We start from the raw sequence: 14,306 nt of genomic DNA, 5'->3' as shown, positions 1-14,306 counted from the left end.
CATCGCCTATCGGGCGCACCGCCTATCGGGCGCACCGCCTATCGGGCGCACCGCCTATCGGGCGCACCGCCTATCGGGCGCACCGCCTATCGGGCGCACCGCCTATCGGACGCCGCGGCCCATCGTTATCGCGCGCCGCCGCCTGTCCACCGCACGCTGCCGTCTATCGCGCTTGCGCCGATATCCGATACCCGTCGCCACTGATCACCCGCCGCCGGCGTAAACAATTCGACTCAGCTGAACGCCCGAACCGCGCCAGATGGTGGCTGTAGTCGTTATCGGAGGACAACGGAGGGACGCCTGCCGCGCTGCTGATATCTGCACGCCATGGCGGGCAGGCTGCTCCCGGATCTGAATCCGGCGCTTGGAGTAGGGATGACGGGAGGTGGGGTGGTGCGGCGGCCGCTTAGTATTTCTGCGATGCAGGGACCCACGCTCCGGGATGTGGCCAACGCGGCTGGTGTGCACACGGCAACGGCGTCGCGCGCTTTGAATCCCAATGCCCGCGCCTTGGTGAATCCGGAGACCGCGCGGCGGGTGTTGCGGGCGGCGGAAACGCTCGGTTATCGGCCGAATCCGATTGCCAGGGGTTTGAAGACCGGAAAGTCAGGGACGATCGGGCTGGTCATCCCCGATCTCACCAACCCGTTGTTTCCGTCGATCGTGCGCGGCATCGAGGATGTACTGGCCGCCGCCGGGTACAGCAGCCTCATCGTCGACACCGACCACCGGCCCGATCGCGAGCAGGCGCAGATCACCTCGCTGCGCTCGCGCCAGGCCGAGGGTTTGATAATCGCCACCGCACTGCTGGAACATCCACTGCTGCAGCAGTTGCATGAGCAGCGCGTGCCGATGGTGCTGGTCAATTGCCGCACCCAGGGTCTCGCTGTCGGATCTGTCGCCGCCGATGACGCGGCTGGCATCGGGCTCGCCGTCAAGCATCTCGTCGAACTGGGCCACCGCCGGATCCTGCACCTCGCAGGCCCACAAACCACCTCCACCGGTGTCGAGCGTCTGCGTGCCTTCCGGACCGCCGCTCACGAACACGGTCTTGACGACTCCGATCGAATCATGGTGTGCGACAGGTGGACCGAAGACGCCGGAGCCCGAGCGCTGCACACCGCACTGAACTCCGCCGACGATTTCACCGCGATTGTCGCCGGAAACGACCTCATCGCCCTCGGCTGCTACGACGTCTTCGCCGAACGAAACATCAGCTGCCCCACCGACATCAGCGTGACCGGCTTCAACGGCATGCCCTATCTCGACAAGCTCAGTCCCCCGCTGACCACCATCGCCATCCCGCACCGCGACATCGGCCGCGAAGGCGCGCGCATGCTCCTGGAATCCATCGCCGAACCCACCCGAACCCACCGCTCCGTTCTCCTCCCCCCGTCCCTCGTCGTACGCAGCTCCACCGCCCCACCGCACCGCTGATGTATCCCGCGGTTACTACGCGTGCTCCCGCGCACAGGCCACAGTCCCTGCATACTCACCACCGATCGAACTGGGTCCGTGCGCTACGCAGCGGCGATGCGAACTACCTGCTCCGGGCCTCCGCGCTGACCGATCCGACCGCAACCGCAACCCCACAGATTCCTCGGCCGCAGCCACGGTCCTCTGCACCGCTAACCACCGAGCGAATCGGTATATGCGCTACCCGACGGCGCTTCGCACCAGCCAACGCGAGACCCCTACGCTCGCGAGTGCAGCAGGCCGCCGCCGCGTTGACCGGACAGCACCAGCAGCCCGCGCAACTCCGCGGTGGTCGACGAGCGCCCGATACTCCCCGGCGCCGCCGCGGGTGCGGGTGCACTGCGCGCCCCGATCGAACCGGCCAACGCCCGGCGGCGATTCGCACCGCTGACGTGGGATTTCGATGCGTGCGAGAACAGCAGATCGGCGAATTGGGTGGCGGCGGGCTCGCACGGTCCGGGGCAGCGGGGCTCAGCCGAGGCGGCGGGGGCCGGAGTCGAAGCGGCTGGGTTGGCGGCCGAAGCGGGCTCGGGCGTAGAGGATCGCGGCGGCGTTGGCGGAGGCGAGGACGGGGTCGAAGGACAGTTCTCGCATTTCGGGGAGGTCGTCGAAGAGGGCCGAGACGCGTTGGACGAGTTCGACAAGGGCGGGTTTGTCGACGCGGGGGCTGGCGGGGGTGCCGGAGAGGAGAGGGGCGGCGCGAGGGGCGTCGATGAGGGCGCTCGCTTCGTCGGCCGTGAGTGGGAGGGCGCGGTAGGCGCGGTCGCCGAGGAGTTCGATGATCATGCCGGAGAGGCCGAATTCGATGACCGAACCGAAGGACGGGTCGTCCTGCACCCGCAGCACACAGCCAACACCGGGGGAGGCCATCTTCTGGATGTGCACGGCCGGATCACCGCACAGTTCCACCAGATGCGCATAGGCTTGGCGAACGGCCTCCGGGCGCCACAGGTCCAAACGAACCCCGCTGAGATCCGGTCGGCGCCGCCACATTTCGCCGGTCGCCTTGGCCGCGACCGGATAGCCGAGTTCCTCGGCCGCCGCCACCGCCTCGTCGGCGCTGCGGACCTCGCGGAATTCGACGACGTGAATCCCGTAGCAGTCCAATAGATCGACGGCTTCCAGGTCGGTGAGCCAACGCCCGTCGGATTCGGCCATCCAGCCCGCGACCAGCCGCTTGGCCTGTTCCGCGTCGATACCGGCCGGACGCACTACCGTCGACACCGGTTTCGTGCGCCACTGCGCGTACCGATGTGCCCTGGCCAGCGCCCGTGCGGCGCGCTCCGGATCCGGATAGGACGGTATCGAGCCGCGCACCGCTGTACCGGCCGGACCACGCATGGCCAGCAGGTTCGGAATCCCCTGCTCGGCGACGAAAGTGGTGAGAATAGGTTTCGCCGCATCGGGTACGGCCGCCGCGGCCTCGCGAATGGCATCGGCGAATCCGGCCATCCGCAGCGGCACCGGCGGCGCGAAAACCACGATCACCGAATCGATCTCGTCCGAGCGCAACGCGGCGACCACCGCATCCAAGTAGGCACCCGGCGTCGCGTCCGGTCCCAGGCTCACTGGATCGCCGATCGACTGCTCGTCCACCACACGCTCGGTCGGGCGCGGGCGTCGAACGCCGTCGTACGGCACCGTGGCGGGACGTCGAACCTCGAGCCCCTCACCGCGCGCGGCATCGACGGCCAACCAGTTCAACGCCGCACTATTGCCGATCACAGCGACCCGCGGACCCGCGGGCAGCGGCTGATAACCCAGCAGCGCCGCACAGTCGAACAGTTCCGAAATAGAGTCGACCTGAACGATTCCCGACTGCACGAACAGGTCGCGCACGATGGATCGATCCATATCCCCGGTCGGCTGGGACCGCGCTGCCAAACGTCCACTGCTCACCGCGACGATCGGTTTACTCCGCGCGACCCGACGCGCGATCCGGGAGAATTTGCGCGGATTACCGAAGCTCTCCAGATACAGCAGGATCACATCGGTGGCGGAGTCGGTGTCCCAGTACTGCAGCAGGTCGTTGCCGGACACATCGGCGCGATTGCCCGCCGAAACGAAGGTCGACAACCCCAGATTGCGTGCGGCAGCTTCACCGAGGATGGCCGCACCCAATGGACCGGACTGACAGAAGAATCCGATGCGCCCGCGCCCGGGCAGCACCGAGGCCAGGGTCGCGTTCAAGGAAACCGAGGCATCGGTATTGGCGATGCCGAGCGCACTCGGCCCGACCACCCGCATCCCGTGCCCGCGCACCGCGGCTACCAGCTCGTGTTCGGCGACCACACCATCTTCGCCGGTTTCCGCGAAGCCCGCGGTGAGCACCACCAATCCCTTGACGCCCTTGGCCATACAGTCGTCCAGAACCGAACTGATCGCCTCGGGTGGCACGGCGACCACCGCGAGATCCACCTCATCGGGAATATCGCGCACCGTCGGGTACGCCCGTACCCCGCGCACCGATCGCCGATTCGGATTGACCGGGAAAACCGGCCCCTGGAACATTCCGGACAGCAAATTGGCCAGGATCACTCCACCGACCCGGGCCGGGCCCATGGTGGCGCCGATCACCGCGACCGAACGCGGCGCGAGCAGATTGCCGACACTGCGCGCCTCCGAGGCGCGCTCACGCGAATCCCGCACCGAGAGCAGAGCTTCGGTGGGATCGATGGCGAATTCCAGATGCAGCACCGAACCGTCCCTGGCGCGCTCCACCTGGTAGCCCGCGTCACGGAATACGGTGACCATCACAGTGTTCTCCGCGAGCACCTCCGCGACGAACGTCTCGATCTTGTTCTCCGCGGCCGCGCCCGCCAGATGTTCGAGCAGAATCGATCCGAGTCCGCGTCCCTGGTGTTCGTCTGCCACCACGAATGCGACTTCGGCGGCGCGTGGTCCGATGCGGTCGGTCAGCAGTTCATAGCGGCCGACCGCGATGATCGCCTCACCGAGGACCAGCAGCAGTCCGACCCGGTCGTGGTGGTCGACGTGGGTGGAGCGGTACAGATCCTTGGGCGAAATGCGCGGGTACGGACCGAAGTAGCGCAGATATCGGGAACGATCCGACAGCGCCGCGTGGAATTCCTGCAGCCGCTCGGCATCATCGGGCGTGATCGGGCACAGTCGCACCACGCCGCCGTCGGAGGCCAGTACATCGGCGAACCAGTGCTGCGGCGGCGGTGGCGGCACCGCGGGCGTGCTCGGGGAGTCCGGGACGGGTGGGTTCTCAGTCACGGGGGTCCTCCGGATCCAGGCCGAGCAACCCGAAGGTGGCTCGGCGCGTGGCCAATACGGCCATATCGATTGCGCGTTGCGCACGGTCGGTGCGCGCGTCCCCAGTTTCCCCGGTGCCGCCGGGACCATCCCATGGGTGGTAGGCGGTGTTACCACCGTCACCCATGGTGCGCGGCGGATCGACGGTCGGCGCCGCGGATCGGATCATATCGATCCAGTCCTGCGGCACCGCGGTTTCCGGTGCGATGGTGCGGTCCAGCGCAGTCGCCAGCAGATGCGTCCAGGCGCGCGGCACCACCCGCACCAGGCCGTAGCCACCGCCACCGACGGCGAGCCAACGGCCTTCGGCGTATTCGTCGGCCAGATCGCGCATGGCGATGAAGGCGGCGCGTTGCCCGTCGACGGTCAGTTCCATATCGGCCAGCGGGTCCTCGCGATGAGTGTCGACACCGCATTGGCTCACCACGATCTGCGGACGGAAGGCCGCGAGCGCACCGGGCACGATCGCGTGAAAGCCGCGCAGCCACTGGGGATCTCGGGTGCCCGGCAGGACCGCCAGATTGATCGCGGTGCCCTCGGCAGCACCGTGGCCGGTCTCCTCCGGCCAACCGGTATTGGGCCACAGGGTGGCCGGATGCTGATGAATCGAGATCGTCAGTACCCGGGGGTCGCCGTAAAAGGCGCGCTGCACACCGTCGCCGTGATGCACGTCGACATCAAGGTAGGCGATCCGGTCGAATCCGTTGTCCAGCAGCCAGGAGATGGCCACGGCCGCATCGTTGTAGATACAGAATCCCGCCGCCGAATCCGGCATCGCGTGGTGCATGCCGCCGCCGATGCTCACCGCGCGCCGGGTCCGCCCGTGGGCGATCTCGCGCGCGGCGGTCAATGTGCCGCCGACGATCACCGAGGCCGCCTGATGCATCCGCGGGAATACCGGATTGTCCGGTGAGCCGAGGCCATACGGAGGTGCGAGCGGCGCACCCGCGGGCGGTGTGGCGTGTTCGACGGCTTCGATGTAGTCCGCGGTGTGGATGCGCAGCAAATCGGACACTTCGGCCCGCTCGGGCACCAATCGCTCGACACCGTCGAGTAATCCGAGACTTTCCGCCAAGGCCATGGTGAACTGCAGGCGCGCCGGTTTCATGGGATGCTCCGGCGTCCACGCGTAGTCGAGGAAACGGTCGGTCCAGACGACGGTCCCGGATCGCGCCTCGAGATCACCTTCGTCGAGCGGCGCGGACTGTTCGCCGTGCGGTGCAGTGGCCATGCTCGCAACGCTACGCGGGAAGGTAACGGCCCCGTTGGACGTTCGTATGCAGTAGAAATACAAGCAAGAGCGAACACGGTGACAGGCCGTGCGCCGACAGAATTCCCACAGCGCAGTCACGGGTGTAGCGCGAAACCACGCGGCACGCGGGGGTGCCGACGTGCGTGGGTAGAATTCGTGCCGACGAAGGGGTAACAGGTGAAGGATCTGGTCGACACCACGGAGATGTACCTCCGTACCATCTACGACCTCGAGGAAGAGGGCGTGGTGCCCCTGCGTGCGCGCATCGCCGAGCGCCTCGAGCAGAGTGGCCCGACGGTCAGCCAGACCGTCGCGCGGATGGAACGCGATGGTCTGCTGCTGGTCGCCGGTGATCGCCATCTCGAACTGACCGACAAGGGCCGCAGCATGGCGGTCGCGGTCATGCGCAAGCATCGCCTCGCCGAGCGGCTGCTCGTGGACATCATCGGGCTCGACTGGCAGAACGTGCACGCCGAGGCGTGCCGCTGGGAACACGTCATGAGCGAGGATGTCGAGCGGCGACTGGTCGAGGTGCTCAACCACCCGACGACCTCCCCCTATGGCAACCCGATTCCGGGGCTGGACGAGCTGGGCATCATCCCGTCGAGCGGCGCCGACGAAACCCTGGTGCGGCTGTCGGATCTGCCGCACGGACAGGTGCATGCCGTCGTGGTGCGTCGCCTGGCCGAGCACATCCAGACCGATCCTGAGGTCATCGGCCAGTTGCGGGAGGCGGGTGTGGTGCCCGACGCCCGTGTGACGGTCGAGACCAAGCCCGGTTCGGTAGTCATCACCGTGCCCGGCCACGAGGGTTTCGAGCTCTCGGACGAAATGGCCCACGCCGTCCAGGTGAAGTTGGTCTGAGGCGTGAAACTTCTGGTCACGGGTGGCGCGGGCTATGTCGGTGGCGTCTGCGCGCAGGTTCTGCTCGAATCGGGGCACGAGGTCGTGGTGGTCGACGATCTGTCGACCGGCAATGCCGAGGGTGTGCCCACCGAGGCGCGGTTCGTCGAGGGTGATGTCGCGGTCGCCGCGCCCGCACTGCTCGAGGCCGAATCCTTCGACGGTGTCCTGCATTTCGCGGCGCAGTCGCTGGTCGGTGAGTCGGTGCTGCAGCCGGAGAAGTACTGGCACGGCAATGTGGTGAAGACGCTCGAACTGCTGGAGGCGATGCGGCGTACCGAAACGCCGAGGCTGGTCTTCTCCTCGACCGCAGCCGTATACGGCGAACCCGAACAAGTGCCGATCACCGAGGATGCGCCGACCCGGCCGACCAACCCCTACGGTGCCTCCAAGCTGGCCATCGACCACGCCATCACTTCCTACTCGATCGCACACGGCTTGGCCGCGACCAGCCTGCGCTATTTCAACGTCGCGGGCGCCTACGGCGGCCTCGGCGAAAACCGGGTGGTGGAAACCCATCTCATCCCCCTGGTGCTGCAGGTCGCCCTCGGTCATCGCAAGGCGATCTCGGTCTTCGGCACCGACTGGCCCACCCCCGACGGCACCGCGGTCCGTGATTACATCCACATCCGCGACCTCGCCGACGCCCACCTGCTGGCCCTCGGCTCCGCGGAATCCGGCACCCATCGCATCTTCAATCTCGGCAGCGGCACCGGTTTTTCGGTCCGTGAGGTGATTTCGGCCTGCGAGCGCGTCACCGGCCTGCCCATCGCCGCCGAGGACGCACCGCGCCGTGCCGGCGACCCGGCCACGCTGATCGCGTCCAGCGATCGCGCCATCACCGATCTCGGTTGGCAGCCCAAGCACAACGACCTCGACGAAATCGTCTCCGATGCCTGGGAATTCCTGCGCGACCTCGGTCCGCTGGCACACAGCGCGAAGTAAGCCAGCTCACTATCGAGCGCGGTCACATGGTGGTGCTGTACTTGCCGCAACCACCATGTGACTCGCCGGCTCACCTCTGACCGCCCGAGTACGGGCTCACCGGACAACCGGCCCCAGGTCGATGCCGAGGTCCGCGGCAATACCGAGCCCGCAGTAGGCAAGGCGGCGCAGCGTATCCGGGCGCATCCCGGTGCGTAGGGAGATCTCGAGCAGACTCGCCATGGAATGGGCGGGATCGGCTTCGAGAGCCGCTTGCAGCGCGATGCCTGCGAGCGGCCCGTCACCGCGGATATAGGCGCTGTAGCCGAGAAGTGTTGCGGCGTCGGCACGGTCGCTGCCCGACAGCGCATGTGTCAGTACCACCCACAGGGTTTCGGCTGGGGCCGCGTGGGCTCCGACCGCCAACCCGAACAGTGAGTCGCGCACTGTCCGATCGCGCAGAGCCGCGGCCAGTTCCGCGTACTCCTGGGCGGCGAGGGCCACACCGGAGTCGATGTTGGCGATCTGCCACAGCATATGTTCGAGCGCCCGCCGGTGATATCCGTCGGGATCACCGCGCCGGACGGCGGCCGCGTACCGCTCGTGCGCGAGTGCCCGGGCGCTGTCGAGATGGACCGCGACCTGTTGCGCCAGCTCCTCGTCGGGTGCGACCAGATCGGTCAGCTCCGAGCGGGTGCCCCGGATCGGTCGCCCTTCGAGCACATGCGCCACCGTCACCATCGATGTCGCCGGATCCGGCAGCGTCCCACGGTGATTCACATCGAGCAGACTCCACCACCGCTGCTCCGCCTCGATGGCGCGCACCGCCCAGGCACCCTCGAGGTATACCTCGGCCCGCGCCAGTCGCCGCGCGAACGCCGCGATGAGCGTGCCCCACGGCCCGGTACTCCCCACACCGTTTCGGCGCGTGCGTCGCGGTTCGCGCGCCCGGTCATCGACGACTACCGCGAGTACTTCCGTCGCCCCCTCCGCGGCACAGATATGCGAAACACACTCGGCATACGCCGCTGCGAGGCCGCGCCGACTTCCACCCTCCTGATCCAAATCGAACCGCACCACCGCATCGATGATCGGACTCTGCTCCGCATCGGTGGCGCCGCGCAGCACCGCCACCACCAGCGACCGCTCCGGCACGAATCCGACCATGGCGGGCACCGCCACAATCAATTCACCGGGATCGTCGACATGCAGCGAATCCCCCGGAATCCGATCCCCGAATTCCGGCGGCGGTTCCGCACAGATACCCGGGCGCAACTCTTTCCCGAAACCACGTGTGCACTCCGGCGATTCGTCGTCGACATCCGGGTCGAAGAAGGACATCGAATCGAATCGGGCCGAGACCTCATCCACGGGCCATGTGCGATATGCATGCGCCCCAACGCTATCGCCCGCTGGTTCAGCGAAACGCGACGCACAGGCAATGTCACTCGAATCCGTGATGTCATTCGGCTCGTCGACTTGTGGACTTTCCGATGGCTGGCCGATTCGCGCACCGCGGCCTGTATCCGCATCGTCACGCGGATGCGCGACGTCGCGTAGACCCGAGTCGCCGAAACGCGGCGGGTGCGCGGATTTGCGGAGGTGAACGGCGGGGCTCGGGCAAAAACCGGTGCGCTGCGATGCACCATCACCTGGATCTCCGAGGGCGGGAGCGGCGTTCGTAGAAGTCGTCATGCATCGAGGGTGCGCTTACCCACCGCGAAGCCCGGGACGCTGACCTGGGGATATCGCGGGACCGAATTACTCTGTGGAAAACACTTGGATTGTGGACGAATCGGGAATCGGGGACCAGAACGGCGGGGACCATGTCGGTGCCATCTGCTACCGTCCGGCTGCGAGCTCCAGCTGCCATTCGGTAGAACCCACGGCATTCACCCCCGCTTGACCTTCCGCACCGCCGTCGTGAACAGCTCGTCCAACGCCGCGGTATCGGGCTTCGCATCGCCGAATGTCATGTACGTCACCGTGATTCGCACATCGGCGACCTGCCCGGTCAGCGTCCGCATCGACTGCGTCACCCGCGCCGCACTCACCTGTGGCGCCACTGTGCGACGCAACGCGAGCGTGTCGTCAGCATCGATCGGGGGCGGCTGCTGCAATTCGGTGGTCACTGTCGTTATCGCACCCGCCCGGCTCACGTGCACCTGCTGACACCGCTTCAACTGCTCACGCAACACCGACAACGGCTGTCCGGTTCTGGTCAATTCCACGGTCATCGTGGCGCGCGTCTGGTTGTCGGTACCCACCACGATGGCAGTCTGATTCGGACCGAATAGCTGAGCGGGCGGAACACACCCATCGGGTTGCACCGTCGAACCGCGCCCGACCCCGGTCAGATCCCCCGCCGCCTGCGCGGCCGCCTCCGCCGGAAGCACCACGGCATCGTAGTCGACCGGGAACTGCCCGGGATCAGGCAGCAGCGTCGAAAGCTGTGCCGCCACATGCTGGGTCACGGTATTCGGCTCGGACCCAACCGGATGTCCGGTCACCGTCGACGCGCAGCCGGCGAGCAGCACCATAGCCGCGGCCAGGGGCACCCAACCCGATACCCCGAATCCGCGTGGTCCCCTGCGCGTCGAATTCGGCACAGTCACCGCTTCACTGTGCCAAACTCCCCGCACCCGCCCGCGATGCCACGCCGATTCTCGGAGTGACCGGGAATGTGCGGGGTACCGCCGATGTTGCCCTGTCTTATGGGTCGGTGTCGCCCGTGGCAACGTGTGTCGGAGCCATGGGGGACAATGGACAGTGGTTGACCGCCGCGAATTGCCCAACAGGCCTGTGAACCTGGAAGCTCGCATCGGTGAACCGCGCAGGAAGGAGATGCGATGGAGCACGAGTCGCGAATGTACGAGTTGGAGTTCCCCGCTCCGCAGCTGTCGAACGACGATGGCTTGGGTCCGGTCCTGGTACACGGACTGGAGGGCTTCACCGATGCCGGACATGCGGTGCGGCTGGCCACGACGCACCTGCGCGAGAGCCTCGAGAGCGAGCTGGTCGCCTCGTTCGATGTGGACGAGCTGCTGGACTACCGCTCGCGTCGTCCGCTGATGACGTTCAAGACAGACCACTTCTCGGAGTACGCAGAACCCGAGCTGAATCTGTGGGCGCTGCGCGATACCGCGGGCACCCCGTTCCTGCTGCTGTCCGGCCTGGAACCGGATCTGCGCTGGGAGAAATTCACTACCGCGGTGCGGCTGCTCGCCGAACAGCTCGGTGTGCGGCGCAGCATCGGTCTGAGCGCCATCCCGATGGCGATCCCGCATACCCGCCCGCTCGGCATCACCGCGCACTCCTCCGACCGCGATCTCATCGCCGACCATCAGCGCTGGCCGGGCGAACTACAGGTGCCAGGCAGCGCTTCCTCTCTGCTGGAGTACCGCATGGCCCAGCACGGCCACGAATCCGTCGGTTTCTCGGTGCACGTGCCGCACTACCTCGCGCAGACCGCCTACCCGGAGGCCGCGCAGACTCTGCTCGAGCATGTCGCCGACAACGCGGGACTGGAATTCCCGCTGGCCGCGCTGGGTGAGGCCGCCGCGCGGGTGCGCGAACAGGTCAACGAGCACATCGCCGGCAACTCCGAGGTCGAGACCGTGGTGCACGCGCTCGAGCGCCAGTACGACAGCTTCGTCACCGCTCAGGAACGTCAGTCGAGCCTGCTGGTCGGCGACGGTGAACTGCCCAGCGGCGACGAATTGGGCGCCGAATTCGAGCGCTTCCTGGCCGAGCAGGGCGGCTACGAGGGTGACAAGGGCGACGAGGGCGAACAGTCCAACTGACCCGATCACCCTGACGGAGCCGTAGACGGCTGCCCGTAGGGTGGTCGGAGTGGATCTGACCGAACTGCTCGATATACCGGGAACCGACGCCGACGCACTCTACGAATCCTTCGGGGCGTGGGCGGCCGAGCAGGGCACCCCGCTTTATCCGGCACAGGACGAGGCGCTGCTGGAATTGGCGTCCGGATCCAATGTCATCTTGGCCACCCCCACCGGGTCCGGTAAATCTCTTGTCGCGGTCGGCGCGCATCTGTTCGCGCTGACGCGCGGCCTGCGCACGTACTACACCGCGCCCATCAAAGCCCTGGTCAGCGAGAAATTCTTCGCCCTGTGCGACGTTTTCGGCGCGGACCGGGTCGGCATGGTGACCGGTGACGCGGCAGTGAATCCGGAGGCGCCGATCATCTGCGCCACCGCCGAGATCCTGGCGAATATGGCGCTGCGCGAGGGCGCTGCCGCCGATGTCGGCCAGGTCGTGATGGACGAATTCCATTTCTACGCCGATCCGGACCGCGGCTGGGCCTGGCAGGTACCGCTGCTGGAACTTCCGGGCGCCCAATTCCTGCTGATGTCGGCCACTCTCGGCGAGGTCGATTTCTTCGCCGCCGATTTGGAACGTCGCACCGGCAATTCGACCGCCATTGTCGCGGGCACCGAACGTCCTGTCCCGTTGAGCTTTTCCTACGCGCGCACCCCGATCACCGAAACCCTGGAAGATCTCGTCACGACCAACCAGTCACCGGTGTACGTCGTGCATTTCACCCAGGCCGCCGCATTGGAACGCGCCCAGGCGCTGACCAGCGTCAACTTCGCCACCCGCGCCGAAAAGGACGCCATCGCAACGGCGCTGGGCGATTTCCGCTTCTCCTCCGGCTTCGGCAAGACCCTGTCCCGGCTGATCCGCCACGGTATCGGCGTACATCACGCGGGCATGCTGCCCAAGTACCGCCGACTGGTGGAACGCCTGGCCCAGGACGGTCTGCTGAAGGTGGTGTGCGGCACCGACACCCTCGGTGTCGGCATCAACGTGCCGATCCGCACGGTATTGCTCACCGGCCTCACCAAATTCGACGGTGTGCGCACCCGCAGGCTCAAGGCCCGCGAATTCCATCAGATCGCGGGCCGCGCGGGCCGGGCCGGCTACGACACCATGGGCACCGTCGTCGTGCAGGCGCCCGACCACGAGGTGGAGAACACCCGACTGCTGGCCAAGGCGGGCGACGATCCGAAGAAGCAGCGCAAGGTGGTGCGCCGCAAGCCGCCGGAGGGCTTCGTCTCCTGGAGCGAGGAGACCTTCGACCGACTCGTCGCCGCCAGCCCCGAACCGATGGTGTCGCGCTTCAACGTGACGAACTCCATGCTGCTCAATGTGATCGCCCGCCCGGGCAATTGCTTCGACGCCATGCGCCATCTGCTCGAGGACAATCACGAGCCGCGCCCCGCACAACGTCGCCATATCCTGCGCGCCATCCGGCTGTACCGCGCGCTGCGCGACGCGGGTGTGGTGCAACAGCTTCCCGAGCCCGACGCACAGGGCCGCCGCGCCAGACTCACCGTCGACCTGCAGCGCGATTTCGCCCTCGACCAACCCCTGTCTCCCTTCGCTCTCGCCGCACTCGAGCTGCTCGACAAGGACGCCTCCGGCTACACCCTCGACGTCATCTCCCTCATCGAATCGACACTCGAGGATCCGCGCCAGCTGCTCATGGCCCAGCAGCACAAGGCCCGCGGTCAGGCGATCAACGAGATGAAGGCCGACGGCATCGAATACGACGAACGCATGGAGCTGCTGGAAGAGGTCACCTGGCCCAAACCGCTGGCCGAGCTGATCGAGCCCGCTTTCGAGACCTACCGAGCCGGGCATCCCTGGATGTCGGAATTCGCCCCGTCCCCCAAATCGGTTGTCCGCGACATGATCGAACGCTCGATGACCTTCGCCGAGCTGATCTCGCATTACGAACTGGCCCGCTCCGAGGGGGTGGTGCTGCGCTATCTCGCCGACGCCTACCGCGCGCTGCGGCGTACCGTCCCGGAATCGGCGCGCACCGAGGATCTCGACGATATGACCGAATGGCTGGGCGAGCTTGTGCGCCAAGTGGATTCGAGTCTGCTCGACGAATGGGAGCAGCTCACCAATCCAGGCGCGGAGACCGATGCGGATCAGCTCGCCTTCGGCGCGGAATCGGTGCGGCCGATCTCGGCCAATGAACGTGCGTTCAAGGTGATGATCCGCAATGCCATGTTCCGTCGCGTCGAACTCGCCGCGCTGCGCCGCTGGGAGGCCCTCGCCGAGTTGGGCACAGGCCCGGACTGGGCGGCCGAATTGACGCCCTACTTCGACGAGTACGAGCGCATCGGCACAGGCCCGGACGCTCGCGGTCCGCAACTGTTCCAGGTGGAACAACGCACCGGTTTCTGGCAGGTGCGCCAGGTGCTCGACGATCCCGCCGGGGACCACGGCTGGGCACTCGCGGCGGTGGTCGATCTGGCCGAGTCCGATGCCGCGGGCGAGGTCGTATTCGACGAGGTCACGGTAGTCGCGGGGTGATCATGATCAAGGTGTCGTCAACGAGTTGGTTACCAGGGGCATCGCGCTGATACTCTCTCGCGCGGTGCCCGAACGACGGCCAACCCCCAAACGACGGAGAGTTCCCTTAGATTGACCGGTT

At 66.8% G+C, this 14,306-nt stretch carries 10 protein-coding genes; 6 read left to right on the top strand and 4 right to left on the bottom strand.

Translation table 11 applies throughout. The features are described from left to right. Positions 1–420: 420 nt before the first annotated feature. Entirely contained in the window at positions 421–1,437 is a 1,017-nt protein-coding gene (locus AB0J47_RS27525) for a LacI family DNA-binding transcriptional regulator (protein WP_364351953.1), read from the top strand. A gap of 510 nt (positions 1,438–1,947) precedes the next feature. On the opposite strand, the gene AB0J47_RS27520 is transcribed toward AB0J47_RS27525, so the two are convergent. Continuing rightward, positions 1,948–4,716, bottom strand: coding sequence for a GNAT family N-acetyltransferase (locus tag AB0J47_RS27520; protein ID WP_364351950.1), 2,769 nt, complete (start codon positions 4,714–4,716; stop codon positions 1,948–1,950). After that, positions 4,709–5,863, bottom strand: a complete 1,155-nt coding sequence (locus AB0J47_RS27515) for an acetoin utilization protein AcuC (RefSeq protein WP_364352068.1) — start codon at positions 5,861–5,863, stop codon at positions 4,709–4,711. The genes AB0J47_RS27520 and AB0J47_RS27515 overlap by 8 nt, the downstream gene beginning before the upstream one ends. 321 nt (positions 5,864–6,184) lie before the next feature. Between AB0J47_RS27515 and AB0J47_RS27510 the strand changes: the two genes are divergently transcribed. Then, positions 6,185–6,871, top strand: coding sequence for an iron dependent repressor, metal binding and dimerization domain protein (locus AB0J47_RS27510; RefSeq protein ID WP_364351947.1), 687 nt, complete (start codon positions 6,185–6,187; stop codon positions 6,869–6,871). A gap of 3 nt (positions 6,872–6,874) precedes the next feature. Beyond that, positions 6,875–7,855, top strand: coding sequence for a UDP-glucose 4-epimerase GalE (gene galE, locus AB0J47_RS27505; protein WP_364351944.1), 981 nt, complete (start codon positions 6,875–6,877; stop codon positions 7,853–7,855). A gap of 96 nt (positions 7,856–7,951) precedes the next feature. Here the strand turns inward: galE and AB0J47_RS27500 are convergent, their stop codons facing one another. Further along, positions 7,952–9,205 (bottom strand): DUF4192 domain-containing protein, encoded by a 1,254-nt coding sequence (locus AB0J47_RS27500; protein ID WP_364351941.1) that lies wholly within the window; start codon positions 9,203–9,205, stop codon positions 7,952–7,954. Positions 9,206–9,223: 18 nt separating this feature from the next. On the opposite strand from AB0J47_RS27500, the gene AB0J47_RS27495 reads away from it, so the two are divergent. Next, positions 9,224–9,394, top strand: a complete 171-nt coding sequence (locus tag AB0J47_RS27495) for a hypothetical protein (protein WP_364351938.1) — start codon at positions 9,224–9,226, stop codon at positions 9,392–9,394. A gap of 332 nt (positions 9,395–9,726) precedes the next feature. Here the strand turns inward: AB0J47_RS27495 and AB0J47_RS27490 are convergent, their stop codons facing one another. Then, the gene (locus AB0J47_RS27490) at positions 9,727–10,449 is read right to left on the bottom strand and encodes a DUF5642 family protein (RefSeq protein WP_364351935.1); all 723 of its coding nucleotides are present in this window, start codon (positions 10,447–10,449) and stop codon (positions 9,727–9,729) included. Between the two features lie 234 nt (positions 10,450–10,683). Between AB0J47_RS27490 and AB0J47_RS27485 the strand changes: the two genes are divergently transcribed. Together AB0J47_RS27485 and AB0J47_RS27480 are read left to right on the top strand one after the other, a co-directional pair. Then, positions 10,684–11,637, top strand: coding sequence for a PAC2 family protein (locus AB0J47_RS27485; protein ID WP_364351932.1), 954 nt, complete (start codon positions 10,684–10,686; stop codon positions 11,635–11,637). 49 nt (positions 11,638–11,686) lie between these two features. Beyond that, the gene (locus tag AB0J47_RS27480; protein ID WP_364351929.1) at positions 11,687–14,185 is read left to right on the top strand and encodes a DUF3516 domain-containing protein; all 2,499 of its coding nucleotides are present in this window, start codon (positions 11,687–11,689) and stop codon (positions 14,183–14,185) included. The last annotated feature ends 121 nt before the right edge of the window (positions 14,186–14,306 follow it).

The sequence above is a fragment of the Nocardia sp. NPDC049737 genome, assembly GCF_040674755.1.
Lineage (GTDB): Bacteria > Actinomycetota > Actinomycetes > Mycobacteriales > Mycobacteriaceae > Nocardia.
This window is presented reverse-complemented; position numbering and strand designations above follow the sequence as displayed.

Coding starts and splice junctions, on each gene's coding strand:
- AB0J47_RS27525 (WP_364351953.1), top strand. CDS start 421: ATGCAGGGACCCACGCTCCGGGATGTGGCCAACGCGGCTGGTGTGCAC.
- AB0J47_RS27515 (WP_364352068.1), bottom strand. CDS start 5,863: ATGAAACCGGCGCGCCTGCAGTTCACCATGGCCTTGGCGGAAAGTCTC.
- AB0J47_RS27495 (WP_364351938.1), top strand. CDS start 9,224: ATGCGCCCCAACGCTATCGCCCGCTGGTTCAGCGAAACGCGACGCACA.
- AB0J47_RS27485 (WP_364351932.1), top strand. CDS start 10,684: ATGGAGCACGAGTCGCGAATGTACGAGTTGGAGTTCCCCGCTCCGCAG.